This is a genomic window from Ruegeria sp. BG8 (assembly GCF_056538325.1).
Genome location: NZ_JBQFSZ010000002.1, coordinates 376121 through 403002 on the forward strand (window position 1 = coordinate 376121; position 26882 = coordinate 403002).

Annotated in this window: 24 protein-coding genes; 7 read left to right on the forward strand and 17 right to left on the reverse strand. The window is 58.3% G+C overall.

The window, feature by feature from the left end; genetic code table 11:
* Window positions 1-102: 102 nt before the first annotated feature.
* Window positions 103-1590 (reverse strand): ABC transporter substrate-binding protein, encoded by a 1488-nt coding sequence (locus tag ACR0DG_RS07125; RefSeq protein ID WP_480695711.1) that lies wholly within the window; start codon window positions 1588-1590, stop codon window positions 103-105.
* Window positions 1591-1761: 171 nt separating this feature from the next.
* Between ACR0DG_RS07125 and panB the strand changes: the two genes are divergently transcribed.
* From panB to glpK, 3 genes are all read left to right on the forward strand, one after another.
* Window positions 1762-2601 (forward strand): 3-methyl-2-oxobutanoate hydroxymethyltransferase, encoded by an 840-nt coding sequence (panB, locus tag ACR0DG_RS07130; protein ID WP_480695713.1) that lies wholly within the window; start codon window positions 1762-1764, stop codon window positions 2599-2601.
* Window positions 2598-3440, forward strand: a complete 843-nt coding sequence (gene panC / locus ACR0DG_RS07135) for a pantoate--beta-alanine ligase (protein WP_480695715.1) — start codon at window positions 2598-2600, stop codon at window positions 3438-3440. The genes panB and panC overlap by 4 nt, the downstream gene beginning before the upstream one ends.
* Window positions 3441-3507: 67 nt before the next feature.
* A complete protein-coding gene (glpK, locus tag ACR0DG_RS07140) occupies window positions 3508-4986 on the forward strand; it encodes a glycerol kinase GlpK (protein ID WP_480695717.1) in 1479 nt (492 codons plus the stop codon).
* Window positions 4987-5023: 37 nt separating this feature from the next.
* Here the strand turns inward: glpK and smpB are convergent, their stop codons facing one another.
* The 10 genes from smpB to ACR0DG_RS07190 all read right to left on the reverse strand — a co-directional run bounded on the left by smpB (window position 5024) and on the right by ACR0DG_RS07190 (window position 13182).
* Window positions 5024-5506, reverse strand: coding sequence for an SsrA-binding protein SmpB (gene smpB / locus ACR0DG_RS07145; RefSeq protein ID WP_480695719.1), 483 nt, complete (start codon window positions 5504-5506; stop codon window positions 5024-5026).
* Between the two features lie 47 nt (window positions 5507-5553).
* Entirely contained in the window at window positions 5554-6096 is a 543-nt protein-coding gene (idi, locus tag ACR0DG_RS07150) for an isopentenyl-diphosphate Delta-isomerase (RefSeq protein ID WP_480695721.1), read from the reverse strand.
* A 153-nt stretch (window positions 6097-6249) separates the two neighbouring features.
* On the reverse strand, window positions 6250-6663 hold the full coding sequence (locus tag ACR0DG_RS07155) for a c-type cytochrome (RefSeq protein ID WP_480695723.1): 414 nt from the start codon (window positions 6661-6663) through the stop codon (window positions 6250-6252).
* A gap of 113 nt (window positions 6664-6776) precedes the next feature.
* Window positions 6777-7790: a P1 family peptidase gene (locus ACR0DG_RS07160; RefSeq protein WP_480695725.1), complete on the reverse strand. Its 1014-nt coding sequence runs from the start codon at window positions 7788-7790 to the stop codon at window positions 6777-6779.
* Between the two features lie 81 nt (window positions 7791-7871).
* Window positions 7872-8618, reverse strand: a complete 747-nt coding sequence (locus tag ACR0DG_RS07165) for an SDR family oxidoreductase (protein ID WP_480695726.1) — start codon at window positions 8616-8618, stop codon at window positions 7872-7874.
* A gap of 60 nt (window positions 8619-8678) precedes the next feature.
* Window positions 8679-9098: an alternative ribosome rescue aminoacyl-tRNA hydrolase ArfB gene (gene arfB, locus ACR0DG_RS07170; protein WP_480695727.1), complete on the reverse strand. Its 420-nt coding sequence runs from the start codon at window positions 9096-9098 to the stop codon at window positions 8679-8681.
* 263 nt (window positions 9099-9361) lie between these two features.
* Window positions 9362-10006: a queuosine precursor transporter gene (locus tag ACR0DG_RS07175; RefSeq protein ID WP_480695729.1), complete on the reverse strand. Its 645-nt coding sequence runs from the start codon at window positions 10004-10006 to the stop codon at window positions 9362-9364.
* Between the two features lie 91 nt (window positions 10007-10097).
* On the reverse strand, window positions 10098-10982 hold the full coding sequence (locus tag ACR0DG_RS07180) for an esterase-like activity of phytase family protein (RefSeq protein ID WP_480695731.1): 885 nt from the start codon (window positions 10980-10982) through the stop codon (window positions 10098-10100).
* Entirely contained in the window at window positions 10955-11818 is an 864-nt protein-coding gene (gene mepA / locus ACR0DG_RS07185) for a penicillin-insensitive murein endopeptidase (protein ID WP_480695733.1), read from the reverse strand. The genes ACR0DG_RS07180 and mepA overlap by 28 nt, the downstream gene beginning before the upstream one ends.
* Entirely contained in the window at window positions 11815-13182 is a 1368-nt protein-coding gene (locus ACR0DG_RS07190; RefSeq protein WP_480695735.1) for an MFS transporter, read from the reverse strand. Before ACR0DG_RS07190 ends, mepA begins: the two co-directional genes overlap by 4 nt.
* Window positions 13183-13308: 126 nt before the next feature.
* On the opposite strand from ACR0DG_RS07190, the gene ACR0DG_RS07195 reads away from it, so the two are divergent.
* The 3 genes from ACR0DG_RS07195 to yaaA all read left to right on the forward strand — a co-directional run bounded on the left by ACR0DG_RS07195 (window position 13309) and on the right by yaaA (window position 16517).
* Entirely contained in the window at window positions 13309-13596 is a 288-nt protein-coding gene (locus ACR0DG_RS07195; protein WP_171123085.1) for a YggT family protein, read from the forward strand.
* Between the two features lie 77 nt (window positions 13597-13673).
* Entirely contained in the window at window positions 13674-15713 is a 2040-nt protein-coding gene (recQ, locus tag ACR0DG_RS07200) for a DNA helicase RecQ (protein ID WP_480695738.1), read from the forward strand.
* 33 nt (window positions 15714-15746) lie between these two features.
* Window positions 15747-16517 carry a peroxide stress protein YaaA gene (gene yaaA, locus ACR0DG_RS07205; RefSeq protein WP_480695739.1) on the forward strand — a complete coding sequence of 257 codons (771 nt, stop codon included), beginning with the start codon at window positions 15747-15749 and terminating at the stop codon, window positions 16515-16517.
* Here the strand turns inward: yaaA and ACR0DG_RS07210 are convergent.
* Together ACR0DG_RS07210 and ACR0DG_RS07215 are read right to left on the reverse strand one after the other, a co-directional pair.
* Entirely contained in the window at window positions 16508-16969 is a 462-nt protein-coding gene (locus ACR0DG_RS07210) for a VOC family protein (protein ID WP_480695741.1), read from the reverse strand. The genes yaaA and ACR0DG_RS07210 overlap by 10 nt on opposite strands.
* A 9-nt stretch (window positions 16970-16978) precedes the next feature.
* On the reverse strand, window positions 16979-19183 hold the full coding sequence (locus tag ACR0DG_RS07215; RefSeq protein WP_480695870.1) for a response regulator: 2205 nt from the start codon (window positions 19181-19183) through the stop codon (window positions 16979-16981).
* 118 nt (window positions 19184-19301) lie between these two features.
* Here ACR0DG_RS07215 and ACR0DG_RS07220 point away from each other — a divergent pair, with 118 nt between their 5' ends.
* The gene (locus ACR0DG_RS07220) at window positions 19302-20153 is read left to right on the forward strand and encodes a 2-keto-4-pentenoate hydratase (RefSeq protein WP_480695743.1); all 852 of its coding nucleotides are present in this window, start codon (window positions 19302-19304) and stop codon (window positions 20151-20153) included.
* Here ACR0DG_RS07220 and ACR0DG_RS07225 read toward each other — a convergent pair whose 3' ends face one another.
* Genes ACR0DG_RS07225 through ACR0DG_RS07240 form a run of 4 tightly spaced genes read right to left on the reverse strand, consistent with a single transcriptional unit; the run spans window position 20154 to window position 26831 of the window.
* Window positions 20154-22196: a hypothetical protein gene (locus ACR0DG_RS07225; RefSeq protein ID WP_480695745.1), complete on the reverse strand. Its 2043-nt coding sequence runs from the start codon at window positions 22194-22196 to the stop codon at window positions 20154-20156. It lies immediately after the preceding gene.
* Window positions 22193-24955: a DUF4159 domain-containing protein gene (locus ACR0DG_RS07230; protein ID WP_480695747.1), complete on the reverse strand. Its 2763-nt coding sequence runs from the start codon at window positions 24953-24955 to the stop codon at window positions 22193-22195. The genes ACR0DG_RS07225 and ACR0DG_RS07230 overlap by 4 nt, the downstream gene beginning before the upstream one ends.
* Window positions 24952-25827, reverse strand: coding sequence for a DUF58 domain-containing protein (locus tag ACR0DG_RS07235; RefSeq protein ID WP_480695749.1), 876 nt, complete (start codon window positions 25825-25827; stop codon window positions 24952-24954). The genes ACR0DG_RS07230 and ACR0DG_RS07235 overlap by 4 nt, the downstream gene beginning before the upstream one ends.
* The gene (locus tag ACR0DG_RS07240; protein ID WP_480695751.1) at window positions 25824-26831 is read right to left on the reverse strand and encodes an AAA family ATPase; all 1008 of its coding nucleotides are present in this window, start codon (window positions 26829-26831) and stop codon (window positions 25824-25826) included. The genes ACR0DG_RS07235 and ACR0DG_RS07240 overlap by 4 nt, the downstream gene beginning before the upstream one ends.
* Window positions 26832-26882: the final 51 nt, after the last annotated feature.

Below are 26882 nucleotides of genomic sequence, written 5' to 3' on the forward strand. Positions count from 1 at the left end.
AATGAATACATGGCCTGCGACCGCCGCGATAGCGCTATGTGGCGCGCGGATGCGCAGCAACCAACGGCCGGGCAGGGCCAGAATAGCTGGCCCCGTGCAGTTTTACTCAGACCAGCTGATCTGGGTCAGGTCTATTGCGGCCGTTGGCGCATTTTCCCAAAGCCCTTGTACGCCTGCCTTGGCCACACCCAGCTTGGCGAGCTGGAACAGGTAGCCGTTGACATAATCTGTCGAGATAAGACGCTGCGCCTCACCCATAAGCTTTTTACGCTCATCCGGGTCGGTCGTTGTGTTCAAAAGGTCCATCAACGCCTGAAAATCACTGCTGTCGTATTGAAAGTAGTAGTCAGGCCGCGCATAGATTCCGATATCCATCGGCTCGGTATGGCTGACGATGGTCAAACCAAAGTCTTTGCCTTTAAAGACCGACTCCAGCCATTGCGCCCATTCGACATTGATAATCTCGGCCTTGATGCCGACCTCGGCCAGCTGAGCAGCAATGATCTCGCCCCCGCGGCGCGCATATGACGGTGGCGGCAGGTGGAGCGTGGTTTCGAACCCATCCGCATACCCCGCATCGGCCAACAGTCTGGCGGCCTCTTTTGGGTCATAAGCCGATTTTCCAGTCAGATCGACATAGGCCGGGTTGTGCGGCGCGAAATGCGTTCCGATTGGCGTGCCATAGCCAAACATTGCCCCGTCAATAATCGCCTGACGGTCAATTGCGTGGGCCAACGCCTGCCGAACGCGAATATCGTCAAAGGGTGCCTGTTTGTTGTTGGTCGACAGGATCGTTTCACCCTCGGTCGAGCCCACAAGAACCTGAAAACGCGGATCAGCTTCGAACTGTGGCAGGTTTTCGGGGGCCGGGAAATTGTCGAACACATCGACATCCTCGGCCATCATGGCCGCAAACGCTGCGGTCGGGTCCGAGATGAACTTGAAGGTCGCGGTCTCAAGCGCGGGCTGATCGCCCCAATAGTTCGGGTTGCGGTTCAACGTGATGCTGTCGCCCTGAACCCAGTCGCCAAAAGTGAAAGCGCCGGTCCCGACGGGGTTGGTTTTGATATCCTCGATACTTTCGGGGGCTACAATCACCGCGTCACCCCAAGCGAGGTTGAACAGAAAATTGCCGTTTGGCCCGGACAGCGTGACCTGAACTGTTTGAGGATCCAGAACATCAACGCTGTCGATCCCGGCGAACAGCGCCTTTTGCGCATTGGCGCTGTCTTCGGCCCGCGCGCGATCCAGGCTGAACTTCACGTCCTCGGCATCCATGGACGTGCCATCGTGGAATGACACGCCTTCGCGTAGCTTGAAGGTGTAAACCGTCCCATCGTCAGAAATCTCCCAGCTTTCGGCAAGGCCGGGCACCACTGATCCGTCGCCCATAAAGCGCGTCAGCCCTTCGAAGATATTGGTGTAGACAACCGAATCAATGGCTTGCGCAGCTGCGCTGGTTGGATCCAGATGCGGAGGTTCAAGCTGCATCGCGATGGTGATATCCGACTTGGCCAACGCCTGCCCTGCAAACAGGCTGGCACCAACCGCCAAAGCCGAGACAAAAGTTCGAAACGACTGCTTTGTCATATAAATCACTCCCCACTGAGTTTGCTGGGCCCCGTATCTATTCGGGCCATTCTTGAGCCAATGTCCCCATAAACCTAGGGGCAATCAAGGAAATGTTCGCGCAACCGGGGTTTATATGGCCCCGGTCCATCTGCTATGCCGCACCGAAATATCCACACAGCAGGAGCCGAAATGAGCGCCACTGCCCGAAAAAAAGCCCCGAACGCCGAGGATATCCGCGCCCGCAAAGGTGGCACGCCTCTGGTCAGTCTGACCGCCTATACGACGCCGATGGCCCGGTTGATGGATGCTCATTGTGATTTCGTTCTGGTCGGTGACAGCGTGGGTATGGTGTTGCACGGGCTGGAATCCACTCTTGGCGTGACGATGGAGATGATGATCATGCACGGCCAAGCCGTAGGGCGCGGTCTGCAGCAGGCCATGATGGTCATCGACATGCCGTTCGGCAGTTATGAGGAAAGCCCGATGCAGGCTTTTCACAATGCGGCGCGCATTATGGCAGAAACAGGCGCGGGTGCCGTCAAACTGGAAGGCGGCGTCGAAATGGCTGAAACCATCCGCTTTCTCGTCAAGCGCGGTATCCCTGTGATGGCCCATATCGGCCTGACCCCCCAGTCGATCAACACCTTGGGTGGCTATAAGGTGCAAGGTCGCGATGAACAGGCTGCGGCGGTACTGGCCGATGCACACGCCGTGGCGGAGGCCGGTGCATTTTCGATCGTGTTAGAGAAAGTTCCGCAAGGTTTGGCGAACCGGATCACAGACGAAGTCATGATCCCGACGATTGGGATTGGCGCGTCGGCTGGTTGTGACGGGCAGATATTGGTGGTGGACGACATGGTAGGCTTTTTCACCGCCTTCAAACCGAAATTTGTCAAACGCTACGCTGAGCTTGGCCCGCTTGCTGAGGCCGCCATAGCTGAATACGCAACCGAAGTTCGATCGCGTGCTTTTCCAGCCGACGAACATGTGTTTTCCGATCAGGCCCCTGCACCGGGATCCGGCCAATGACCGCGCCTATCCTGCGCCGCCTGGCCGATTTGCGCGCATTGACCACCCAATGGCATCGCGAAGGTGAGGTGATCGGCGTCGTTCCCACCATGGGCGCGTTGCACAAGGGGCATCTGTCCCTGGTCGAAGCCGCAAAGGCAGGCACCGACCGGGTGATCGTAACGATCTTTGTGAACCCAAAACAATTCAACAATCCCGAAGATCTGGCCAACTACCCGCGTACCGAACATGAAGACGCCGACAAACTGGCCCCATTCGGCGTTGACGCGATTTACGTTCCCGACCCCGACGAAATCTATCCAACAGGATTTGCCACAACCGTCTCGGTCACAGGGTTGACGGACGTGATGGAAGGTGAATTTCGCCCGGGTCACTTTGACGGTGTCGCGACAGTGGTGGCCAAGCTGTTCCTGCAAACACAGGCGGATCGAGCCTATTTCGGGGAAAAAGACTATCAACAACTGATGGTCGTGCGCCGCATGGCGCGTGATCTGGATATTCCGATTGAGGTGATCGGCTGCCCTACGGTGCGCGAACCCTCGGGGTTGGCAATGTCATCGCGCAATCTGCGCCTGTCGCCCGAGGGGCTTGAGGTTGCGGCCCATAAGCACCGGATCATGAAAGAATTGGCCGCTGCTTTAAAGGACGGTACGGCTTTTGACGCCCTAGCCGCGCAGGCTGAAGCCGCACTTCTGGCTGCTGGTTTCGCGCAGGTCGAATATATCCACCTGCGCTGCGCCGAAACGTTGGACCCAATTACACACGCAGACCGTCCCGCAAGGTTGTTCGCCGCCGCTTGGGCGGATGGGGTGCGTCTGATCGACAACATTCCTGTCTGAACACTCTGGCACCCGCGCGTGTGTTTGCGCTAAAGTCCCGCAAAACGAAACGGGAGGGGCGCGGGGAATGACCTATATTCTCGCTATTGATCAGGGTACCACATCGTCACGGGCCATTTTGTTCGACGCGGATATGCAACGTGCTGGAACCGCCCAGCATGAGTTTACCCAGCACTTTCCGCAGGAAGGCTGGGTTGAACATGATGCCGAGGAAATCTGGGACAGTGTTTTGCGCGTTTGCCGTGAAGTCATGGAAACGAACGGCGTTGCACCTGATCAGATCGCGGGCATAGGCATCACCAACCAGCGCGAAACCACCGTTGTATGGGACCGCGCAACGGGTAAGCCGATCCACAATGCAATTGTCTGGCAAGACCGACGCACGGCCGAGATTTGCGCCCGTTACAAACAGGCGGGGTGCGAGGATGATGTGACCGCTCAGACCGGGCTGCTGCTGGATCCTTATTTCTCGGGAACCAAAGTCAAATGGTTGCTGGATACCGTTCCGGGCGCGCGAGACAAAGCAGAGGCCGGTGAGTTGATGTTCGGCACAATCGATAGCTTTTTGATCTGGCGCCTCACTGAGGGCCGCAACCACGTCACAGACGCCACCAACGCCGCCCGGACCCTGCTGTTCGACATCCACAAAGGGGAATGGAGCGCCGAAATATGTGATCTGTTGGATGTGCCCCAGTCCATGCTGCCCAGTGTCCAGGATTGTGCCTCAGAATTTGGAGAAACGACCCTATTTGGGGGAAATATCGCGATTCTGGGTGTGGCTGGTGATCAGCAGGCGGCCACGATCGGGCAGGCTTGCTTCCAACCTGGCATGATGAAATCCACCTATGGAACCGGCTGTTTTGCTTTGTTGAACACCGGGACACAGCCGGTCATGTCCAAGAACCGTCTGCTGACCACAATTGCCTATCAGCTGAACGGTCAAAAGACCTATGCGCTGGAAGGGTCGATCTTTATTGCGGGTGCCGCCGTGCAATGGTTGCGCGATGCGTTGAAAATAATCGACGCCGCACCGCAAAGCGGCGATCTTGCCGCTGAGGCGGACTTAACGCAGAACGTGGTGCTTGTGCCCGCGTTCACCGGTCTCGGCGCGCCCTACTGGAAGCCCGAATGCCGTGGGGCCATGTTTGGCCTGACGCGAAACTCTGGCCGGGCCGAGATCGCACGCGCCACGCTGGAAAGCATCGCGTTTCAGACGCGTGACCTGTGGCAGGCGATGCAGGGTGACTGGGGGGCCGAGGCAGACGTCATACTGCGTGTCGATGGCGGGATGAGCGCATCTGATTGGACGATGCAGGGCCTGTCCAACATCCTTGGCGCACCGGTAGACCGCCCTGTTATGCAGGAAACCACGGCGCTTGGGGCCGCATGGCTGGCGGGAATGAAGGCCGGTGTTTATCCGGATCAAGCTGGTTTTGCCGACACCTGGGATCTGGATCGCCGGTTCGAACCCGCGATGGCTGAGGAAGACAGGAACGCAGCCTACGCACGTTGGCAACGGGCCGTTCAGGCGACCATGGCGTTCTAGGGCCTGGTCGCCCCTTCAAGGCAAAAAAAAGCGAAACTCAGCTGTGATCTTTCATCAGACGCTGTTTCTGACGTGACCAATCACGCTTGGCCTGGGTTTCGCGCTTGTCATGCAGCTTTTTACCCTTGGCGATGCCAATCTTAAGCTTGGCCCGACCTTTGTGGTTGAAATACAGCACTAGCGGTACCAGCGTCATACCCTTGCGCTGGGTCGCGTTCCACAGGTTCGACAGCTCTTTGCGGGAAACCAACAGTTTCCGGCGGCGGCGTTCTTCGTGTTTGAACACCTTGGCCTGCTCATAAGGGGCGATGTAGCTGTTGATTAGCCACAGCTCACCATCGTCAACCGAAGCATAGCTTTCGGCGATGTTTGACCCACCCGCGCGCAGGGATTTGACCTCGGACCCTTCCAGCACGATGCCGCACTCGATATCCTCTTCGATCGCATAATCGAAGCGGGCACGCCGGTTTTCGGCGATGACTTTGTAGTTCGGATCCGTGTTCTGCTTTTGCTTGGCCATGACGCGTTGATTTAGGCGGCTTGGACCGCCCTTGCAAGCCGAAGCGGTCAGCTGGTGGCCGAGATAATCAGATCAGGGCCGAAAATTGTATCCGCATAGCTGTGCAGGTAGATTTTCAACCAAGGGGTGAAACGCGTCGGATGACGCTGCACTTCGGCCAGCAAATCATGATAGTCAATCCAGCGGATATCCATGACTTCGTCCGGGTTAGGCTCGATTTTCAAGGGGCTGCGCACGTGGGCCAAGAAGATATCGACCACTTCATGCTCGATCATGTTGTTGCCAACATCTGCATGATATTCCAACCGGTGACGGTATTCTGGGAAGAGACCAGTAATGCCCAGTTCTTCCCGCAAACGGCGAACAGCGCATGCCGACGGTGTCTCACCCCAATCGGGGTGCGTGCAGCACGTATTCGCCCAAAGCCCCGGCGTGTGGTATTTGCCCATAGCCCGGCGCTGCAGCAAAATCTCGGTTCCACGCACGACAAAGACGGACACGGCCTTGTGCCGCAGCCCCTTTTCATGCGCTTCAAGCTTGTCCACGGGGGTCAACTCACCATCGACCCAGGCCGGGATCATGATTCCCATTTGTCGTCTCCTGCTGCCGGTCCGCCGGTTGGGCACGGACTCACGGCATTCTGAGCCTTCAAGGTGGCGCTGTTCCCGGCCGTTATCAATCGCACGAAAGGCCGCAGGGGGCTGCGGCCTTTCAAATTTATTCGAACTGTTAAGTTAGAGGCTTTATTCGCCCGAAACGCTGGCGATAAAGGCGTAAATATCCTCGCCACCCGATTTCAAACGGAAGGTCATTTTGGACTTGGCCGAGGTTTCATCCAAATAGGATTTCAGGAACGCCTTGGGGTCTTCGACATATTCCACAAAGGTGGTCTCATCCCAGACCAAGCCTTTCTCGCCCGCGGCAACGAGGCTGTCACCGTATTTGAACCCGTCGACCGTGCCGGCGGTACGACCTGAAATGGCGTACAGATTCGGGCCTGTCTTGCCGCCCTTTACGATTGCCTCACCGGACGCGTCTGCGATCTGGTGGCAGGATTTACACTTGTTGAAAGCTTTTTTACCGGCTTCCGCGTCGCCTTCTGCATACGCGGGAACAGCCAGCAGGCCGACAATTGCGGTGGCGAGGATACGATTCATGGCTCATGCTCCGATACAAATTGGCTGTACCGAATGGACAGCCGGTACAACAGAGAGTCAACGCGCAGATTGCCGCGTGAAGGAAGAGTATCACAGAGCGACTTTAGTCGTCCTTAATCTGAATCATGAGAATCGGACCAGCATGGCAGAAAATCCCCGCTACTCGGCGTCGCCAGAAAAATGGCGCGCGCTATGGCGCGGGCCAGACAAAGCGACGCTGCATGCCCGATCATCGCCATCGCTTCTGCGTCAACTTTGTGCGCGCCTGTACTGACCCCGAAAACCAGATCACCATCCCCCGGAGTATGTGCCGGAACAATTGCCCGCGCGATGCCGTCATGCGCCGCAACGGCCAATCGCTGGCACTGAGGCTTGGTCAAGGCGGCATTGGTTGCAACGATAGCGATTGTTGTGTTCCCGCGATCTGCCGGTGCCGGGTGGATCATCTGCGCCTTGAGGCTTGGGCTCGGTGCACCCAGCCCTGATACCGGATCAGGGCCCAAGCCACCAAACTCATCCCCCACCTCAAACGGTGCAGCCCAAAAGTGACGATCGCCCGGGGTTGTCACACTTCCCATCGGGTTGGCTGCGACCAGCGCCCCCACATGCACACCATTTTCCAAAACAACCGAGGCCGAGCCCAGACCGCCCTTGTGCCGAGCTGCCAGAGCACCTGTACCCGCGCCGGCTGTGCCCAGGTCAAAACGGTCCGAAGCATCTTGGAAAGCGCGTCGTCCCAATGCGCGGTACGGGTTTTCGTCCCAATTCTTGTCGCCCCCATTCAACAGGTCGAACAGAATGGCACCCGGAACAATGGGAACAACGGCATGAGCAACCTGAAAACCGCGCCCTTGCGCCCGTAACGCGTCTGACACGCCCGAACAGGCATCCAGCCCAAACGCGGACCCCCCGGACAAAACAATCGCGTCTACGTGGTCAACGGACTTATCTGGCGCAAGCATATCGGTTTCCCGCGTTCCCGGTGCGCCACCCATAACGTGAACCGACGCTGTAAATGGGGTATCTGACGTCAGAACAGTTGTGCCTGACTTCAGGGTCGCACACTGTGCGTTCCCGACCAGCAGTCCAGGGACATCGGTGATCATGTTCCTGACGCCGGGGGTCATGAGATCCTCGGACGACAGAGCAGGGAAGCGCGCAAGCGCGCTGCCTCCGGCGGGGATATTTTTGGCCAGATGAAGAACGGATCAGATGCAGCGGCCACCATCGACCTCCAACGCTGTGCCTGTGATCATGCTGGCCTCGTCCGAGCACAGGAAGCACGCGGCGTTGGCCATGTCCTGAGGTGTCGAGAAACGACCCAGTGGGATGGTCGACAGGAACTTGGCCCGGATTTCCGGCGTGTCTTCCCCCATGAAAGATTTCAGCAGGGGTGTTTCGCCTGCCACCGGGCAGATGGCATTGACGCGAACGCCGGATGGCGCCAGTTCGACGGCCATCGTCTTGGTCGCGGTGATCATCCAGCCTTTGGAGGCATTGTACCAGTTCAAGTTCGGGCGTGGCGATAAACCGGCAGTTGAAGCCACGTTCAGAATTGCCCCACGCCCCCTTGCTTTCATTTGCGGAACAAAAGCGCGGGCCGTTAGATAGACGGATTTCATATTCACGTTGAACACGCGGTCAAAATCCTCAGGGCTCACGTCCTCTAGCGGAGCAGGCAAGTGGGTGACGCCCGCGTTGTTGACCAGAATATCCAGCTGACCAAACGCATCATAGGCGGCATCAGCCATTGTCTGAACAGAGGTTTCATCGCCTACATCGACCTGTTGTGCTGTCGCTGCTGACCCGAGTTGTTTGACCATATCCAGTGCCGCATCACCATTGATATCGGCGACCATCACCCGCGCCCCTTCTTCGAGGAACTTTTGCACGATCCCGGCCCCGAACCCGGACGCTCCGCCGGTTACGATCGCCGATTTTCCCTCTAGCCTCATAGATTTGCCTCCCCATCACCTGACGAAAGTAAAGTAGCAAGGCGTAGGAAACTTGCTAGGTCAATCTTCGGATACCCGGCCGCGCAGCGCTTTGACGTCAGAACGCGCCTTTTTCGCGGCCAACCGTCGTTTGACCGATCCGTACGTGGGTTTAGTGGCGATACGTCGTTTGGGTTTGACCAATGCACGCGTGATCAGTTCGGCCAAGCGCGCGCGGGCGATGTCCCTGTTACGCGCCTGCGAGCGGGTCTCTTCGCACTGGATGATGATTGCGCCGTCCTTGGTCCAGCGTCGTCCGGCCAAACGCTTTAGGCGGTTTTTGACCGGGTCAGGCAGCGAGGGCGAGCGCGCCGCTTCAAACCGCAGTTCAACCGCGGTCGAAACCTTGTTGACGTTCTGACCGCCGGGACCGGAGGAGCGGACAAAACTTTCGGTCATTTCCCAGTCTTGCAGGGCAATTTCGTCGTTGATGCGCAACATGACGTGGACCTTACAGGGGCGCTGCGGAAACAAAAAGGGCCGCCCCGGTGGGACGGCCCTTCGAAAGTTCAGGAGGTCGGGTCGGTTAGATCAATCGACCAGCCGGGGCGTGCGCCCCACCAAGGGCTGCCCTAGCAGGCGATCCCCCCGGTTGTTCCGACACCTCTCTCCAATCTCTTTCTTGACACTGGATCACCTCCTTTTCTATCTGTTGCGGTTGATAAGGATGGTGACACAAGATGCGCCATTCTCAAAGCACTTTTTTAAGCCGGTTGCGCAGTCAACCGCGCAACGATCACTTTGAACGGGATCAGCGCGATCAGCGCCAGCGACAGCTTCACCAGCCAGTCGGCAAAGGCCAGCGTCACCCAAAGCGGGGCCATTGGTCCGGACAGCATGAACGGAACAGGTTCCCACGCCCAGTTGATTGCGGCGTCGGCGTTGGCCCCGAACAACGTGACCGAAGCTGAAAAGGCGAGGGTAAAGAAGATCGCTGTATCCAGCGCCGAGCCAATGATGGTCGAGACCAGCGGCGCGCGCCACCAACGACCACCACGCATCGCATTGAACACGGTCACATCTGTGAGTTGGGCAATCAGGAAGGCCGTACCGGACGCGACAGCGATCCGCAGCGGCACCGCCGCATAGGTAAACCCATCGCCTTGCAGCATGATCTGACTGCCAATCAGCGAACAGATAATGCCGGTCACAAAACCTGCGAAAACGACCTTGCGGGCACTGGCCGCGCCGTAAACGCGGTTCATGATGTCAGTGACCAGAAAGGCCAGCGGATAGGTGAAAGCACCCCAGGTCAGCAGCCCGTCAAAGATCAGGAACTGGACCAGAATATTCGAGGCCACAACAATGGAGGCCATGGCGATAATGCCGGGTAGAAAGCTGCGTTGCATGTTTTGATGCCCGTTTTGACAAGGTAGCGGCGACTTGGCCCCGGGCGTATCCCAAGGCAAGCCGTGCGTTTAGACCTTTGGCCTTGCCCTGTCAATCAGGCAGCAGGTATTCCACCAATTCGGTTCGTTGCAGCGCCAGAAAATTATCGTCCGAGATCATGGTCGCACGCAATCTCTGCTGGCCATCGCGCCAGATTGACAGCCCTTCAAGGTTGTCATGCGTGCCCGTGCGGGTTTCAAACAGAACTTCTTCGTTTGTGGGTAAATCCCCGTCGATCCGCCACCGACGCAGGCGAGACCGAAAACCGGTCCAGCCCAGCGCTCGCTCGAGCACGTAGAACCTGCCATCCGGGCCGAAATCGGCGGACACGGGCAGGAACTTACCGCGTTGTGGCAACACGAAGGGTGTCGACCATGACTGCCCGTCCCAGCGATAGACTGGGATGTCGCCCTGTTGGGTGCGGCTTTTCTCGGTCAGGGTGTAAAGGCGCTGTTGATCGTCAATTGCCAGCGCTTCGAACGAACCGTTCAGGTTCAGCCCGTTGAACGCACGGGGCCGTGGCAGAGGGCGCGCAGCCGACTGAGGCGTTTCATAATAAGCCACACGGTGCACACCCTCGAACGAGATGAAGAAGCTGCCGTCAGGTTTGAACGCGATCCCTTCTGAATCGCCCGAAATACCCGGTAAAGTCGCACCCGTAGTGGACAGGACTGGCCAATGGCCGACAACCCGAACGCCCGTGATGGTATCCCCATCACGGTCAATCTCGGCTTGAGCCAAATGGGCACGATCGCTGAGCACCAGCATTTTGCTGCCATTTTCTGACAGATGCAGCGCTGAAAAGCCGCCGAACCATTCTGCGTCATTTCGCCAGACAAAGCTGCCCAGCTGCGCTGCAGTTTTGACCTCGACAGCCAAAACCGCAGTGGCAAACAAAGACGCCGCGGTTAGTTGGATTGCAAGACGGCGGCGCATTGCTGGGGTAGATCAGCCAATCGATACTCACGACGTTTCTTGGGCGGCGGCGCGTTTGGATCCGGTGGCGGAGGGTTCAGGATGTTGTTCACCCATTCCTGCGCCTGCGCGCATCCATCACCCTTGGGGGGCGGGTCTTGATTAACGCATCCTTTGGACCCGCGCGGACAGTTCAGCCGGACATGAAAATGGTAGTGATGCCCCCACCAGGGTCGAATTTTGCGCAAGTAGGCTCGATTACCCTTTTCATCATTGCACATCTGCACCTTGGCACCCGGAAAGACAAAAATGCGGGCGACGCGTTTGTCTTTGGCCGCGGCTTTCAAAACCTCGTGGTGTTGCTTGGTCCAATTGCCGTTAACGAAGGCCCCATTGGAGCGTCGGAGTGAAATCGAAGACAAGTTTTCGCGTGCCTTGCGGCTGAGACGCATATTGTCACCCGGCAACATCCAAACATCGATATCCAGCCCCAGTTGATGGCTACGGTGGCCTGACGTCATCGGCCCGCCCCTGGGTTGACTGATATCGCCTATATAAAGCCCGTTCCACCCTGGCTGCCTGGCCGCAACCGCACTGAGATCCTTGACGAAATCAATTGCGTCAGGATGCCCCCAGTTGCGATTGCGGGAAAGCCGCATCGCCTGCCAAGTCGGCCCCGTTTCGGGCAATTGCACCGATCCCGCCGCACATCCGCGCGAATAACTGCCGAAAGCGGCCGGTTTCTGCTGTGAACTTTGCTTTTGCGCCCCGAACAACTGCTTGGCCAGAGGCTGCGCCCCTGCCGTACCTGAGAATGCAATCGCGGCGATTATTGCCAAAAAACGTAGTAAAATCATCTGCTCTGATCCCCTTCCGGTTTCACCCAGCGCATCAGGAATAGGCCCAGAATAAACAATGCGATGATCGGTGACACCCCTAAGCGCGCACTGCCTGTCGCTGTCGTCACGATCCCGATCAGTAAGGGCGCCACGAAAGCCGTAGCGCGGCCGGACAATCCATAAAGCCCAAAGCTTTCTACAGGTGCCTTGGGATCGGTGTGTCGCACCATAAGCGACCGGCTGGCGGATTGAAGGATACCTCCCATCCCGCCAATCAAAACGCCACATCCAAAGAACACCATATCCGGCAATCCGGACCCCTGCGGCAGACTGATGCCGTAAATCTGCGTACGGTCCATCGAAACCACCGTGATACACACAAAGATCAGCACCCAGATCGCGACAAGAATAACCGGTTTAGGGCCGTATTTCTTATCGGCCTTCCCCCCGATCCATGCAAAAACAGCCGAGGCAAGAACGCTGACAATACCGAACACTCCAATCTTGATCAGCCCCCATTCCAACACCAGCCGGGCATATACGCCGCCAAAACTGTACAACCCGTTCAGAGCATCCCGGTAAAACATGGATGAGCCCAGATAGGTCGCCAGACTGACCCGGTGACGCAGATCCGTGATGGATTTCTTCAACAAGTGCAAAGCTTCGGTGAGCGAGCCGGTTTTGCTGCTGTCAGGGTCATCGCGCACCCACAGGAAATACGGCACCATGAACAGAATGAACCACCCGGCAGTAAACGGGCCGACAAACCGCGTGCCCTGCTGTTGTGCCGGATCCAGCCCAAAGGCAGGCTCGATCCCGATTAGCGTCCGGCCGTTTGGCTGTTCCACGAACAAGGCCAGCATTATGGCCAGGGAAAGCAGCCCACCGAAATAGCCAAACGCGAAACCAGAGCCCGATATCTCACCAACTTCATCATCATCGCCCAATTCCGGTAATTGCGAGTTTATGAAGATCAGCGCGTATTCTGCGCCCACAAATCCCAGACCAAATGCCGACAACATGAGCCACATGTTCGAGCCATCTGGCATTGTAAACCACAACGCGGCAGAACCCACCGCATACATGACCGAAAACGCAAATATCCATGGAATGCGCCGCCCGGTCACATCTGCCATCGCGCCCAAAAACGGGGCCCCGAACGCGATGATAAGACCGGTGATGGTCAGGCAATTGGCCCAAACGGTTTGCGCACGTGCAGCCGCTGCCTGCGCATCCAGCCCTGTGCCCGAGAAATACCCGGCAGCAACCCCCGCAAAGTAGGGACCAAAGACAAAGGTGACCAACAAGCTGTGATAAGGTTGGCTGGCCCAGTCAAAAAACCACCAGCCCCAAATGCGCCTGCGCCTGGAAATCTCTGCCATGACTGCCCCTGTTTTGTTGCTTTTATAAGACGGGGCTTTGGATCAATTCGCAAGCGCAGAGTTCGCTACACTTGCTCTTTGCCGTTGCGGCGCTTACCTCTCAGCCAACACAAGAACGGAGAGCCCATGCTGTCGCTGATCCAAATCCTCCTGCTGATCCTGGACATTGTCTGGTTCATCATTCTGGCCCATGTGATCATGAGCTGGCTGATCAACTTTCAGGTGCTCAATCTGCACCAGCAATTGGTCGCACAAATCTGGTACGGCCTGAACCGTATACTCGAGCCTATCTACGGCCCGATCCGTCGCGTGTTGCCTAACATGGGCGGGCTGGATTTGACCCCTTTGGTCGTGCTGGTCGGCGTCTACGCGCTGCGGATTATCCTTATCAACAATATGGTCTATTTCGTCTGACCTCTTGTTCACTGAATCTTAGTATGTGATTGTCCTGTCTTAAGAGCAGATAAACCTTAAAACAGGGCAACCCCCACATGTTCGACGCCGCGCCTTTGCTGCGAGATGTCTTTGGATTCGACGACTTCCGCCCGGGACAGGAGGAAATCGTAGATGCCGTGACGTCTGGTGAAAATGTGCTGGCGATCATGCCCACTGGCGGCGGTAAATCCCTTTGCTATCAACTGCCTGCCTTGCTGAGGGACGGCGTCACAGTGGTAATATCGCCCCTGATCGCCCTGATGCGGGATCAGGTTCGCGGCTTGCAAGAAGCAGGCGTCGAAGCCGGTGCCCTGACCTCGGGCAATACCCCTGAAGAAACAGATGCCGTGTGGGAGGCGTTGGAGGCTGGGCGGCTCAAGCTGCTTTACATGGCCCCCGAACGTCTGGGCGCCGGGTCCGCTTTGGGCATGTTGCGTCGGATCAATGTTAACTTGATTGCCGTGGACGAAGCACATTGCGTCAGCCAGTGGGGTCACGACTTCCGCCCCGACTACCTGCGGATCGGCGAACTGCGGCGGGCGCTGAATGTCCCTCTGGCCGCGTTCACTGCCACTGCGGACGCGGAAACGCAGGACGAGATTGTCGAGAAACTGTTCGACGGCATCGCGCCGCGCAAGTTTCTGCGCGGGTTTGATCGACCCAATATTCACTTGGCCTTTGCCGCCAAGGACGGACCGCGCAAACAGATCCTGGACTTTGCCGCCGCCCGCAAAGGCCAATCGGGCATCGTCTATTGTGGCACCCGGAACAAAACCGAAGTGCTGGCGCAAGCCTTAACCACCGATGGCCATACGGCCTGTCATTATCACGGGGGTATGGATCCCGAAGACCGCCGCATCGTTGAAACCCGCTTTGCCCGTGAAGACGGTCTGATCGTGGTGGCGACCGTTGCGTTTGGCATGGGGATCGACAAGCCGGATATCCGGTGGGTCGCTCATGCGGACCTGCCCAAATCCATCGAAGCCTATTACCAGGAGATCGGCCGCGCTGGACGTGACGGAGGCCCGGCTGAAACCCTAACACTTTTTGGCCCGGACGACATTCGGTTGCGGCGGTCACAGATAGATGAAGGGCTGGCGCCATCCGAACGTCGCATGGCCGATCATGCCCGCTTGAACGCCCTATTGGGACTTGCCGAGGCCTTGAAATGCCGCCGAAAAACCCTGCTGGGATACTTCGGTGAACAGGCCGAGCCTTGCGGCAAATGCGATCTGTGCGACACCCCGCCCGAAGTGTTCGATGGCACAACCCCGGTTCGTATGGCCTTGTCCGCAATCCTGCGTACCGAAGAATGGTTTGGGGCAGGTCATCTGATCGACATTCTGCTGGCCAATGAAACAGACAAGATCCGTGCACGCCGGCATGATGCGCTGTCGACCTACGGCGTTGGCAAAGACTGGTCGCGCCCTCAATGGCAGGCGATCTTTAGACAAATGATGGGCCACGACCTTGTGCGCCCCGACCCTGACCGCCACGGCGCGCTGCGCATGACCGAAGCCGCCAAGCCCATCCTCAAAGGTGAGGCACAGATTGACCTGCGCAGAGACACGATCCGCAAGGCAACACGACGCCCCGCGGTCAAGGCCATGGTCTCTGATGAGGACGCGCCGTTGCTATCGGCGCTCAAGGCCAAGCGCCGCGCATTGGCCGAAGCTGCCCGTGTTCCGGCCTATGTTATCTTTCCCGACCGAACTCTGATCGAAATGGCCGAAAAGCGCCCGATGACGCTGGACGATATGGCGCGTGTCGGGGGCGTGGGCTCGAAAAAGCTGGAACGGTATGGCGACACGTTCCTTGAGGTGATTGCCGGCGAGGCTGCCGCCATCCACCCTGCACGGCGTAAATTGGCCGGACGCGAACAGGGCGATATCTACGATCAATTGCTGTCGATCCAGAACGATCTTGCAAGGGGCCCGGATGGGATTGACAAGCCGCTGACCTGCTCGGCCTCTCAGTTGGCCAAAGTCGCGCAACTGCGCCCAGACGATCCGCGTGGTATGGAGCAGGTTCTGGGCGATCGGCGTCACGAAAGGTTTGGAGCTGCATTTCTGGACGTGCTGCGTCAGGCGGGCTAGATACGCCTCATCAGGCAAGGAACGAGGGCGGATATGCTGGTAGTGATTTCCCCGGCCAAACGGCTGGATTGGGTCGAGCGCGATGTTGCGGTCACACAACCCGATTTTCAGGATGATGCAATCCGACTATCGAAAACCGCCCGTAATCTGACCCTCGGCGATCTGAAAAAGCTGATGGACCTGAGCGATGATCTCGCCCGGCTGAACCGCGACCGTTATCGCGCCTTTTCCGATGCACCCGACGCGGAAATGACCCGCCCGGCCGCGCTGGCCTTTGCGGGTGATACGTATCAAGGGTTGGAAGCCGCCACTCTGGACACCGAGGAAATGGCCTGGGCCCAGGACCATCTGCGTATTTTGTCCGGTCTTTACGGCGTGCTCCGCCCGTTGGACGCGATTCAGCCCTATCGCCTTGAAATGGGCAGCAAACTGAAAACGCGGCGCGGCAAGAACCTTTATGAGTATTGGCGCGATCAGCTCAGCAAGGCGTTGAACGCGCAAGGTGCCGAGATCGGCTCGGATGTGCTGATTAATTGCGCCAGCCAAGAGTATTTCGGCGCGGTCGATCCCAAAGCCCTTAAGTTGCGCGTCATCACTCCGGTGTTCATGGAAGACAAAGCAGGGACACCCAAGATCGTCAGTTTCTTTGCCAAAAAGGCCCGTGGCGCAATGGCGCGTTATGTTATTCAACACCGCCTGACCGACCCCGCAGGGTTGTTGGATTTTGATACGGGTGGCTATGCTTACCGTGCGGATCTGTCGTCCGAGGACAAACCGGTTTTCGTCCGTCCCTATCAGGCCTGATCCTTCATCGACACGTCGAAGGCAACCAGCTCAATCGTGTTGCCTTCGGGGTCTTCGGTGAAAATACCGCGCCAACCTACCCATCCGAATTGCTCCACGCGATAGGGCTGGTCGAGGTGATCGAACCATTGCATCACGGCCTCTTGTTCGTGAAAGGGCAGCGAAAGAGCAAAATGATGCAACGAAGACCCAGACCCCGTCGCTGGTTGGGTGTTTCCACTCGGATGCAATCCCGGCCGGGGGGCAGCGGAATGATGAAAGAGAGCCAGAACCTGCGTGTGGCCACCGAATCCGGGCGCGATGCGGAAAAAGGTGATCGCGCTGTTATGGTCTCCCGAAAGGCGCTCTAACCCGATCACATCTTCATAGAACCGTACCATTGCGTTCATATCTGCGCAGCGTATGGCAATCTCGCCCAGCGCGCGCGGTTGAAATCCACGGGTTTCTGACATGATGTCAGACTAGTTTGGTTCCCCTTCCTCGACAATCAGGTGCTGCGCGCCGTCCGGATGGTAAGTTCGGATCATCTGATGGATTTTCAGCTTTTGCAGCGGCTTGGTCAGATAGTGATCCAGACCCGCTGCCAGAATACCTTGATCATCACCGGCCATTGCGTGCGCGGTAAGTGCCACGATCGGAACATGGCGGTCCGTTCCAACCTCGCGTCGTCTTATTTCTGCAGTCGCTTGTTTGCCGTCCATCTTGGGCATTGAGATATCCATAAAGACAAGATCGGGCTCAAACTCGGAACAGGCTTCGACAGCTTCGGTGCCGTTAGCAACAAAGCGCAGGTCCAGATTCAAATCCTTAACCATTTTTTGCAGGATCAACTGGTTGGTTCTGTTGTCCTCCGCCGCAAGAACACGCATCAGACGTTGACCTGTTTCGCCCTTTGCAAAGACGGGTTTCGTGGTCTTTTTGGCAACATTTGATCCCGTACGTTGCCCCAACGCCGTTAAGCGAGCGTAGAGCTCGACCCTTGGTATCGGTTTCTGCAAAACGCCTTCGATTAAGTGGCGGGCCGGGTTGGCGTGGATCACGCCGGGATTGGCTGACATCAACACCACTTGCAAGTCCGGCCACCCGCGATCCTTCAGAGTAGACACAAATTCCAATCCATCCATGTCCGGCAGGTCGTGGTCGCACAACACAAGATCTATGCTGTCGTCCACAGCGGCCAAGGCCTCGCCCCCTGTAGCGCAAACCGTGACGCGCGACCCCAACAGGTCAAGCTGTTTGGCAAGTATTGCTCGGTTGACGGCCAGCCCTTCGACGACCAGGACGTGATACGGACGGTCGGCCAGATCAGGCGGTTCCGGCTGCGGCCCTGCAACCGTTGGCAAAGTTAAGCGAAACCCAAAGCATGACCCTTTGCCGGGGTCGCTTTCCGCCCAGATCGTACCCCCCATCAGCGTGATAAGACGTTTGGTGATGGCCAGTCCCAAGCCGGTCCCCTCGAACTGGCGATTGCGCTCATCCTCAACCTGATTGAATTCGCCGAAAATATGCTCGATTTTCTCGGCGTCGATGCCGATGCCTGTGTCTTCGATCGCAACGTGGATGTCACAGGTCTGTTGTTCGGCATTCGGCACACCGGTCACGCGCACCAATACATGCCCATCCGCCGTGAATTTGACCGCGTTGCCCACCAGATTGGTCAGGACCTGCCGGACACGGCCCGGATCACCCACAAATAGCGTCGGCAGGAATAGGTCATAATCCACCAACAATGTCAGGCCTTTGTCCCGCACGCTGGGCTGCAGCAGCATCGAGACCTCAAGAATACAGCGTTCAAAATCAAACTGTTCGGGATGGAGAACTAGCCTATCCGCTTCGATCTTGGAGTAATCCAAGACGTCGTTGATGATGACCAGCAGTGCCTCCCCCGAGTTTCGGATCGTGTTCAGGTACAGGCGCTGTTCATCATCCAACGGGGTTTCCGTCAGCAATTCGGTCATCCCAACAATGCCATTCATCGGCGTTCTGATCTCATGGCTCATGTTAGCCAGAAAGGCCGATTTCGCGCGATTGGCGGCCTCGGCCCGTTCGCGGGCCGAGCGCAGCTCGGCCTCATACTGCACCGATGCGGATATATTCAGCGCGAGGCTGACCACATCTCCGCCATTGCCGCGCTGGTCAATGAGTTTAATGTAGTGCCCGTTCCAAAGGCGCACGACCTCCGGTTCCGGATTGGCCTGCATCCAGCGGTTTAGCATGCGCCTTGACCAATCAGCGGCTGTTTCAGCGCCCAAGTCAACCAACCCCTCCGAAATCAGGACTGCTAGCAGACGTTCATATGAAATTCCCGGCGCAACTTCGTCCAGACCTTCAAACACGCTGAGATACGCTGCGTTGGCGCCGATCAGACAATTGTTTTCATCGAAGAACGCAAAACCGTCGTGGAATGTCTGGATCGAATGCCAAAGGCGGCGTTCGGCAACTTCGATCTGAGCATTCGCGCGGGTAAGGTCAGATTTGACCTTTTCGTTTTCATCCCGAACGGTTTCCACCTCGGCCTGCGTTTCGCCGATCCGCTTGGTCAACGCCATCGCGTGCAGACCCAGTTTACGATTGGCTGCCGACAACTCGGCCTGTTTCATCTCAAGCAGACGTTCGGCCGCCAGCCGTGCGCGTCGTTCCTGTGCCAGTTTTGTTGCAAGACTCATCATCGGTGATCCCGGCCATGTTCTTGCTCAGCATCACCCCAGAGCATGAAGAACTGTTTAAACCGTTGCCTGACGTCCCGCTGCCATGGCAAACTTCGCCTCGGATCGGAGGCCACCCATGACCCGAAAAACCTGTCTGTCGTCCGCCCTTTTTCTGATTTTTGGTGCGCAAGTCGCCAGTGCTGCTTGCGCAACAGACCCGCAAATTGATCAGTTTTTACAAGATTACCTGACCAATACCCCGACCGTCGCCCTGTCAGCCAACGGCACCATGCAAGACGTGCTATGTTCACAAGCCAAGCTTGTCATCGCGTTAGAGCCGCATTTGGGCCCGGTCATCGGCTATAAGGCCGGCTTAACCAGCACACCGGCGCAAGAGCGGTTCGGCGCGACCGAACCAGTACAAGGTGTTTTGTTTCGGGACATGATGTTGAAAGACGGCGCAACTGTACCAACGACTTGGGGAGCTCGCCCGGTGTTCGAGGCCGATTTGATCCAAGTCGTCGCAGACAAGTCCATCAATCAGGCGACCACCCCACTAGAGGTTATGCAGAACATCGCAGCCATCCACCCCTTCATCGAATTACCTGATCTTACCCTGTCAAACGAAGAACCGATTACACCTGTGACCCTGACCGCCATTGGCGTCGCGCCAAAACTTGGCGTGTTAGGCCCTGGAATCGAGGTCAAAGATGCGGTGGAAATGACGAAAGCGCTGGCAGATATGACCGTTACCCTGCAGGATGCAACTGGCGAAGTTCTGGCCCAGGCACCGGGAACTGCTGTGCTTGGACATCCCGCAAACGCAGCCCTGTGGCTGGCATCAACCGGGATCGAGTTTCAGCCCGGCGACCTGATCTCAGTCGGTTCTTTCGGGCCACTTTTCCCACCAGCCAAGGCAAAAGGGCAGGCGTCCGCCACCTATCAGGGTTTGCCGGGCGATCCTTCGGTCAGCGTTGTGTTTGAATAATCAGCGCCGCCCTTCGCGCAACCAGCCGCCCACCAGAAATCCGCCAGCCAACAACAGGACCAGCCACGGTGGCAGCAGCCCTGCCTGCGTGACGTCCCGCGTTTCATAGGCGTTGCGCGGGGTCAAGCCGATCCAACCACGTCCCGAAGCTGGTCGTCCTTCACGCACGTTGCGGATTGAAGGTAAGCCGTCTTCTATCCGGATCGCACCACCGCGTAGGGTCGCCAGGATCGGATCAAGCACCTCGGATGTGCTGATCGTGCGCTCAAACTCTTTTGGTGCGGCCGGACCAAGGCCGATAACCGCGGAATATTCACCCTCTTGCAGTCGGTAGAGCCCGATCTCTGGTCCATAATACTGCGCCTCAAAACGCCCCGGGGTCACCTCTTCCAGAGGTATCTCAAGTGTTTCGCCATTGGGTCGGGTTACGGTGACCGGTCCAACTTCATCCTCAAGCGTCTGCCGAATGATACGCATGGATTGACCGTTCGCTTCGGCCCAAAGCGCCTCTTCTTCCAGTTCCGGCTCCTTCATCATCCAATGGGCAAGCCGGCGCAGCAACTCAAGCTGCGGTCCGCCCCCTTCAAAGCCGCGGCTCCATAGCCACGCGTGATCCGAGGCCAGCATTGCAACACGGCCCTCACCCACGCGATCCAGAACCAACAGTGGACGATCGTCGACACCGGTCATCAACAGTTCGCCCGAGCGTTGGTTGACATCAATCTGGCGCAACCATGCGCCCCATTGCTCGGGGTTGCCCAGATTGGTCGTCACAGGATGGCGCTGACCCAAATCTGTAACCGAAGGGACAAAACGTTCTTCGATGACCCGCGCGGTCGGTTGCGCCGGCAAAATCGGTCCCAATGGAGAGCGTGAGATACTGTCGGCTGTCGCAAAATCAGGACCCGCGGCAACAAGAACTGCCCCGCCGTCGTTGATGTAGTTGTTGACGTTGTCCAGATAGATCGCGGGCAGGATGCCCCGTCGCTTGTAGCGGTCGAAAATGATCAGGTCGAAATCGTTGATCTTCTCGAGAAACAGCTCGCGCGTTGGGAACGCGATCAGCGACAGCTCGTCGACCGGGACACCATCCTGTTTCTCGGGCGGGCGCAGAATGGTGAAATGCACCAGATCAACCGAGCTATCCGATTTCAGTAGGTTGCGCCAAGTCCGGCCACCGGGATGGGGCTCTCCGGACACCAGCAGAACACGCAGCCGGTCACGCACCCCGTTCATCTGGATCAGCGCCGTGTTGTTCCGGTCAGTCAATTCACCTTCGGCCTGAGGGACGGTGAATTGCAGCACGTTCCTGCCGCCGTGGGGCAGAGTGATCGGAAGCTCAACGTCCACGCCGATCGGGATTGTGTATTCATCCGGTTCGGCACCGTCGACTGAAATTTCAAGCGGCGCGGTCACGGCCCCCGCGGGGGCAGCGCCACTGTCTTCGACCCTCAGTGTCAGCGTGACGGGTTCACCAATGATGGCAAATGCCGGTGCGTTGCGCACAATAAGCCTGCGGTCCCAATCGGATGCACGACCTGTCTGCAACAGGTGCATCGGCGCAGGCAGGTCGGGTGCCTGATCAGCGTCGTGTACGATCCCGTCTGACAGAACCAGAACCCCGGCAATGCGCGCGCGGGGTTCTTCGGCCAGCGCTTCGTTCAGCGCTGCCATGATTTGCGTTCCCTGATCGCCGTCGCCATCGCCAACCTTAATGCGTCGAAGTTCGGTGTTGTCGCGGGATTCAATCTCGGCGGCCAGATCCTCGGCCGCGCGGGCGGTCTGATCCGCCCGGTCTGATAGCGTCTGGCTGGCGCTTTCATCCTCGATCATCAAAACGATATCTGTCAGCGGCGCGCGGTCCTCGACCTGATAGACAGGGCCGGACAGCGCTGCAATTACCACAAGCGCTGCAAGGCCACGCAAAGCCCAGCCGGACAACCCGCGCCAAAGCGCCAAGACCACACCTGCCATCGCAACCAAGGCGACAATCACCAGCACCTGCCACGGGATCAGCGGATCAAAGATAACGGTTCCGGTCATTGTCCCAACCTGTCCAATAGTGCAGGCACATGGACCTGATCAGATTTGTAATTCCCGGTCAGCACATGCATCACCAGATTGACACCAAATCGGTTTGCCAGCTCGCGCTGACGTTCCCCGGCATAGCCGCGGCCGACCGGCAACAACGCTTGACCATTGCGATCAACAGCCCACGCCCCGGCCCAGTCGTTTCCACCGATGACCACCGGCGTCACGTTGTCATTGAGGTTGCGGAACGGCATCCCTTCGATTTGCTCTGCATCCAATGGTGCAGCTTCGACCCAGACATCTGTGCCCGCATAACGGCCCGGAAAATCCTGCAGCAGGTAAAAGGCGCGCGTTAACACGTGATCGCGCGGAACAGGCTCTAACGACGGGATATTCAGCGGTGCCGCCAGTTGCTGCAATTTACGCCCATTGGGACTTGCCGCGCCAAAGCGGGCGACATCCGCATCGCGGGTATCGAAAAGGATCATCCCACCTGATCGCAGATAGGCGTTCAGCTTGGAATATGCCTCGGCCGAGGGCTGCGGCTGATCCGGCGTAACCGGCCAGTAGAGTAATGGGAAGAACGCCAGTTCATCACGTTCAAGATCCACCCCGAAAGGTTCCGCCGGCTCGACCGAAGTGCGATAGAACAGCGTCTGCGCAAGCCCACGCATTCCGGCACCCGCAATGTCATCCACCTGTGCATTGCCGGTCAGAACATGCGCCAGAACAAGTTCCTGCGTCGCGTTCAGGGCAAATTCGGTATCTTCAGGCGTCTGCGCCTGTAACTCAGGGGCAATCAGCATCGCGCCCAGCGCCATCGCTGCTGCACGCGCCAAACCAAGCCGCCCTGACAACGCCAGCGATGCGAGTACGTCGATGGTCAACAGCAGCAAAGCCAGACTCAGCAAAATCCCCCCGATCGGAGTTTCAGTGCTGACCTCCTGCCCTTTGATTGGCACATCGGCAGGCCACGAGACCGGCGTCAGCTCAGACTCTTCCGACAGAATATTCAGCGCCAGTTTCTGCTTGCCACTTTCGTAAAGTCCCGGTTGCAGCTCGGGCCCGATATCACCTGACACCAATGCCACCCCGTCCACGCCGGGCAGATTGCTGGCATCAGAAAGGCTGCCGAACCCGTCCATCACCTGAATGGGCTCCCAAGTCGTGCCTTGCAATTGAGACTCCTGCCGGGACTTGGCAGCCGACGCGACAGCCAGCCTATCCAACATTTCGACGAACAGACCGGACAGCGGCAAACTGGACCATTCTGCATCAGCCGTCACATGGAACAGCACCACCTGCCCTAATCCCAGCGCCTTGCGCGTCACCAATGGCGTTCCGTCCGAAAGGGATGCAATCACCCGGTCCGCAAGGTTGGGGTCCGGTTGTGCCATCACCTGCGTCGTGACCGAGACATCCTCAGGTACTTTCAACCCGAAAAATGGAGAATTTTCGGTGAAGGGTGCCAAACCCTTTGCTTCCCCCCAACTCATCGCGCCACCGACTGAGCGTCCGCCACTCCGCAACCGAACGGGCAACAGTTCGTCTTCGGCATCGCGGCCCAAATCGCTGGCCGCCATTCGCGGCCCGGCAAAGCGCAACAACAGGCCGCCTTGCTCGACCCATTCGATAACGGCCTCTTGTTCGCCATCAGACAGTTTGGCCACATCGGCCAGCACAATGACATCCGGGTTCGCAGGAAGAACATCCAGCAAGCCACCTTCGACAAAATCGGCCGTCGGGATCAGAACCTGCGTTAGGTAATGCAGGGGGGACAGCAATTCCAAACCCTCCCGGTTCAGCGTCCCCGCAATCAACGAGACCTCGCGACGGCGCAGGCTGTCATCCGTCAAGGTTACAGCCCCGGCGGACCGTTGTCCCTGAATCTCAAACCGGGTGATCCGTGCCCGCAATTCGGATGGCAGAGCCAACTCGACTTGCGCGCGCGTCTCGCCACTGGCAAACCCCATCTCGGCCGATTGCAACACACGCATCGCGCCTGCCGGGTCTCGGCCCTGCGCCAGAATGGTGATCGTCTCGGCTGGGCCTGCCTCGGCTCGCTGCGCGGTAAGCTGAATGACACCGTCCTGATAGGCTGCGGGCTGAATGGCAACAACAGGTGCCTGAGATTGATAGACAGTCACATCGCCCCGGCCCTGTAGCGCAGACAGAACAGCATCTTGGCGATCAAACGCCAGACGGTCGCTAAACCAATGCGTATCAAATCCGCTGTCCACCTGGTCGAGCAGCGACAAAACCTGGTCAATCTGTGCGTCAGACGGCTGCCATGGGGAGGGTGTCAATCCGGGCAACCGGCCGCGCCAATCTTCGGCGGTTTGAAAAACCGGAACTTCCGGTTCAGTGAGGCTGAGAATCGCAACGGTGCGACCCGCGCGACCTGCCTCGGTCAATTGTGCGTCAATCTGATCAAGGGTCGACGACCACCGTGTCGCGCCCGCCCAGCTAGCATCCAGAACCAGCATCAATGGCCCCGACCCGGCTTGGTCGCGAGATGGGTTCAGAACCGGCCCGGCCAATCCAATAATGATTGCCGCAGCGGCCAACATCCGCAGCAGCAGCAGCCACCAAGGGGTGCGGTCCGAAACACTTTCCTCATCCTTCAGCCCCAACAGCAGCGTTACCGCCGGGAACAGCCGCCGGATCGGCGCGGGCGGCACAGCGCGCAGGATCAACCACAGAATTGGCAGCGTCAGAAGGCCCATCAAAATCCAGGGCGCGGTGAATCCGATGCCCGCAAGAACCGTCATACCGACCCCCGATCCAGCGCACGATAAAGCCACAACAGGGCCGCTTGTGCGCTGTCACCCGTATGGTGCAGGCCAAGCTGCCAGCCTGTTGCACGGCACAGTTGCGTCAGCGCATCCTTGCGTGCCGCAAGACGTTCTAGATAGCGGTCTCGCAACTCTCCGGCTTTGAGCGTTTCATGGCGTGTCGTGCCGCCGACGCTCTCGAAAATAGTGCGCCCGCGGTAGGGGAAGCTTTCTTCTGTTGGATCAAGCACCTGTAACAGAACGCCACGCACGCCGCGGTCAGCGGCCTTGGTCAGCGCCAGCTCAACTTCGTCCATTGGACCAAGGAAATCCGAGATAAACACGGCCCGGGCGTGCGGGATCATGGCCCGATGTTCAGGTGGGGCATAGTCTGTCTCTGAGTCCTCGGACCACGCTTGCGCGAGACGAACAATCTGAGCATTGCCACGTCTTGGCGGTAAGGTGGTGCCGGTCAGGCCCACCCGCTCACCACCGCGCACCAGCAGGATGGCCGTGGACAGGCCCAACAACCGCGCCCGGTCAGCCTTGGTCGGCAGGCCCTTGTCAGATGCAAACCGCATCGACGCACCCTGATCGATCCACAGCATGACCGATTGTGCAATCTGCCATTCGCGTTCCCGCACAAATTGCTGATCGCCACGCGCCGAACGGCGATGGTCGATCATCCGGCGGCTGTCACCGATCTGCGCTGGGCGATATTGCCAGAAATCGTCACCCAATCCTGACCGCCTGCGCCCGTGATCCCCCAGCAATACCGTACCGGCCAAATGCTCGGCGCGCGCCAAAAGCGGCGGCAACCGGGACGCTTCGGCCTCGGATCTTTCACGAAGGGTCAGCGCAGCATTCACGCCGCAGCCTCGGTGCGGATCAGCCCGGCTGCGGTGGACTCAATCAGATCAGCAAGATTGTCACCACGCGCCCGTGCCGCAAAGTTCAGCGCCATCCGGTGGCTGAGGACAGGCCGCGCCATGTCCAGAACATCCTCGGCATTGGGGGCCAGACGCCCCTGCAGCATTGCGCGCGCACGCACGGTCATCATCAGCGCCTGTGCCGCACGTGGGCCGGGGCCCCAAGCGACGGTTTCGGCTACACGTTCAGACACGCCTGCCTCATCCGGGCGGAAAGCGCGGACCAGATCAAGGATCAGTTCAACGACCGAGTCGCCCACCGGCATGCGCCGCAACAGTACCTGCGCGGCTAGCAATTCTTCTTTGGTGAAAATCTCATGCGCATCGTCCTCTTCGACGCCCGTGGTCGCCAGCAGAATGTCACGCTCGGTCTGGCGATCGGGGTATTCCACGTCGATCTGCACAAGGAAGCGGTCCAACTGCGCCTCGGGCAGCGGATAGGTGCCCTCTTGCTCAATCGGGTTTTGCGTCGCCAACACGTGAAACGGTGTGCCAAGCGAGCGATCCTCGCCCGCCACCGTCACAGTGCGTTCTTGCATCGCCTGCAGCAGCGCCGACTGCGTCCGGGGGCTGGCGCGGTTGATCTCATCCGCCATCAGCAGCTGGCAAAAGATCGGACCGGAAATGAACCGGAAGTGGCGACTGCCATCTTCGGCGGTATCCAGAACCTCGGACCCCAGAATATCGGCGGGCATCAGGTCTGGTGTGAACTGGATGCGATTGCCGTGCAGACCCATTACGGTCGACAATGTCTCGACCAGTCGCGTTTTGCCCAGACCGGGCAGACCGATCAGCAAAGCATGCCCGCCACACAACAGCGCGGTCAGCGTCAGGTCCACGACCCTCTCCTGTCCGATAAAGCGGCGGGTGATCGAGGACTTGGCCTCTTGCAGTTTGGTTTCCAGCGCTTCGATCTCGGACACGAGGTCGGCAGGTTCGGTCATGACTTTCCCTTCCGTGGACTAATATGGTTGAAGTGTATCGCGCGAAAAGGA

Bases quoted from the DNA above. Each gene is read 5' to 3' on its own strand.
- ACR0DG_RS07125 (WP_480695711.1), bottom strand. From the start codon at position 1,590: ATGACAAAGCAGTCGTTTCGAACTTTTGTCTCGGCTTTGGCGGTTGGT.
- panB (WP_480695713.1), top strand. From the start codon at position 1,762: ATGAGCGCCACTGCCCGAAAAAAAGCCCCGAACGCCGAGGATATCCGC.
- panC (WP_480695715.1), top strand. From the start codon at position 2,598: ATGACCGCGCCTATCCTGCGCCGCCTGGCCGATTTGCGCGCATTGACC.
- glpK (WP_480695717.1), top strand. From the start codon at position 3,508: ATGACCTATATTCTCGCTATTGATCAGGGTACCACATCGTCACGGGCC.
- smpB (WP_480695719.1), bottom strand. From the start codon at position 5,506: ATGGCCAAGCAAAAGCAGAACACGGATCCGAACTACAAAGTCATCGCC.
- idi (WP_480695721.1), bottom strand. From the start codon at position 6,096: ATGGGAATCATGATCCCGGCCTGGGTCGATGGTGAGTTGACCCCCGTG.
- ACR0DG_RS07155 (WP_480695723.1), bottom strand. From the start codon at position 6,663: ATGAATCGTATCCTCGCCACCGCAATTGTCGGCCTGCTGGCTGTTCCC.
- ACR0DG_RS07160 (WP_480695725.1), bottom strand. From the start codon at position 7,790: ATGACCCCCGGCGTCAGGAACATGATCACCGATGTCCCTGGACTGCTG.
- ACR0DG_RS07165 (WP_480695726.1), bottom strand. From the start codon at position 8,618: ATGAGGCTAGAGGGAAAATCGGCGATCGTAACCGGCGGAGCGTCCGGG.
- arfB (WP_480695727.1), bottom strand. From the start codon at position 9,098: ATGTTGCGCATCAACGACGAAATTGCCCTGCAAGACTGGGAAATGACC.
- ACR0DG_RS07175 (WP_480695729.1), bottom strand. From the start codon at position 10,006: ATGCAACGCAGCTTTCTACCCGGCATTATCGCCATGGCCTCCATTGTT.
- ACR0DG_RS07180 (WP_480695731.1), bottom strand. From the start codon at position 10,982: ATGCGCCGCCGTCTTGCAATCCAACTAACCGCGGCGTCTTTGTTTGCC.
- mepA (WP_480695733.1), bottom strand. From the start codon at position 11,818: ATGATTTTACTACGTTTTTTGGCAATAATCGCCGCGATTGCATTCTCA.
- ACR0DG_RS07190 (WP_480695735.1), bottom strand. From the start codon at position 13,182: ATGGCAGAGATTTCCAGGCGCAGGCGCATTTGGGGCTGGTGGTTTTTT.
- ACR0DG_RS07195 (WP_171123085.1), top strand. From the start codon at position 13,309: ATGCTGTCGCTGATCCAAATCCTCCTGCTGATCCTGGACATTGTCTGG.
- recQ (WP_480695738.1), top strand. From the start codon at position 13,674: ATGTTCGACGCCGCGCCTTTGCTGCGAGATGTCTTTGGATTCGACGAC.
- yaaA (WP_480695739.1), top strand. From the start codon at position 15,747: ATGCTGGTAGTGATTTCCCCGGCCAAACGGCTGGATTGGGTCGAGCGC.
- ACR0DG_RS07210 (WP_480695741.1), bottom strand. From the start codon at position 16,969: ATGTCAGAAACCCGTGGATTTCAACCGCGCGCGCTGGGCGAGATTGCC.
- ACR0DG_RS07215 (WP_480695870.1), bottom strand. From the start codon at position 19,183: ATGAGTCTTGCAACAAAACTGGCACAGGAACGACGCGCACGGCTGGCG.
- ACR0DG_RS07220 (WP_480695743.1), top strand. From the start codon at position 19,302: ATGACCCGAAAAACCTGTCTGTCGTCCGCCCTTTTTCTGATTTTTGGT.
- ACR0DG_RS07225 (WP_480695745.1), bottom strand. From the start codon at position 22,196: ATGACCGGAACCGTTATCTTTGATCCGCTGATCCCGTGGCAGGTGCTG.
- ACR0DG_RS07230 (WP_480695747.1), bottom strand. From the start codon at position 24,955: ATGACGGTTCTTGCGGGCATCGGATTCACCGCGCCCTGGATTTTGATG.
- ACR0DG_RS07240 (WP_480695751.1), bottom strand. From the start codon at position 26,831: ATGACCGAACCTGCCGACCTCGTGTCCGAGATCGAAGCGCTGGAAACC.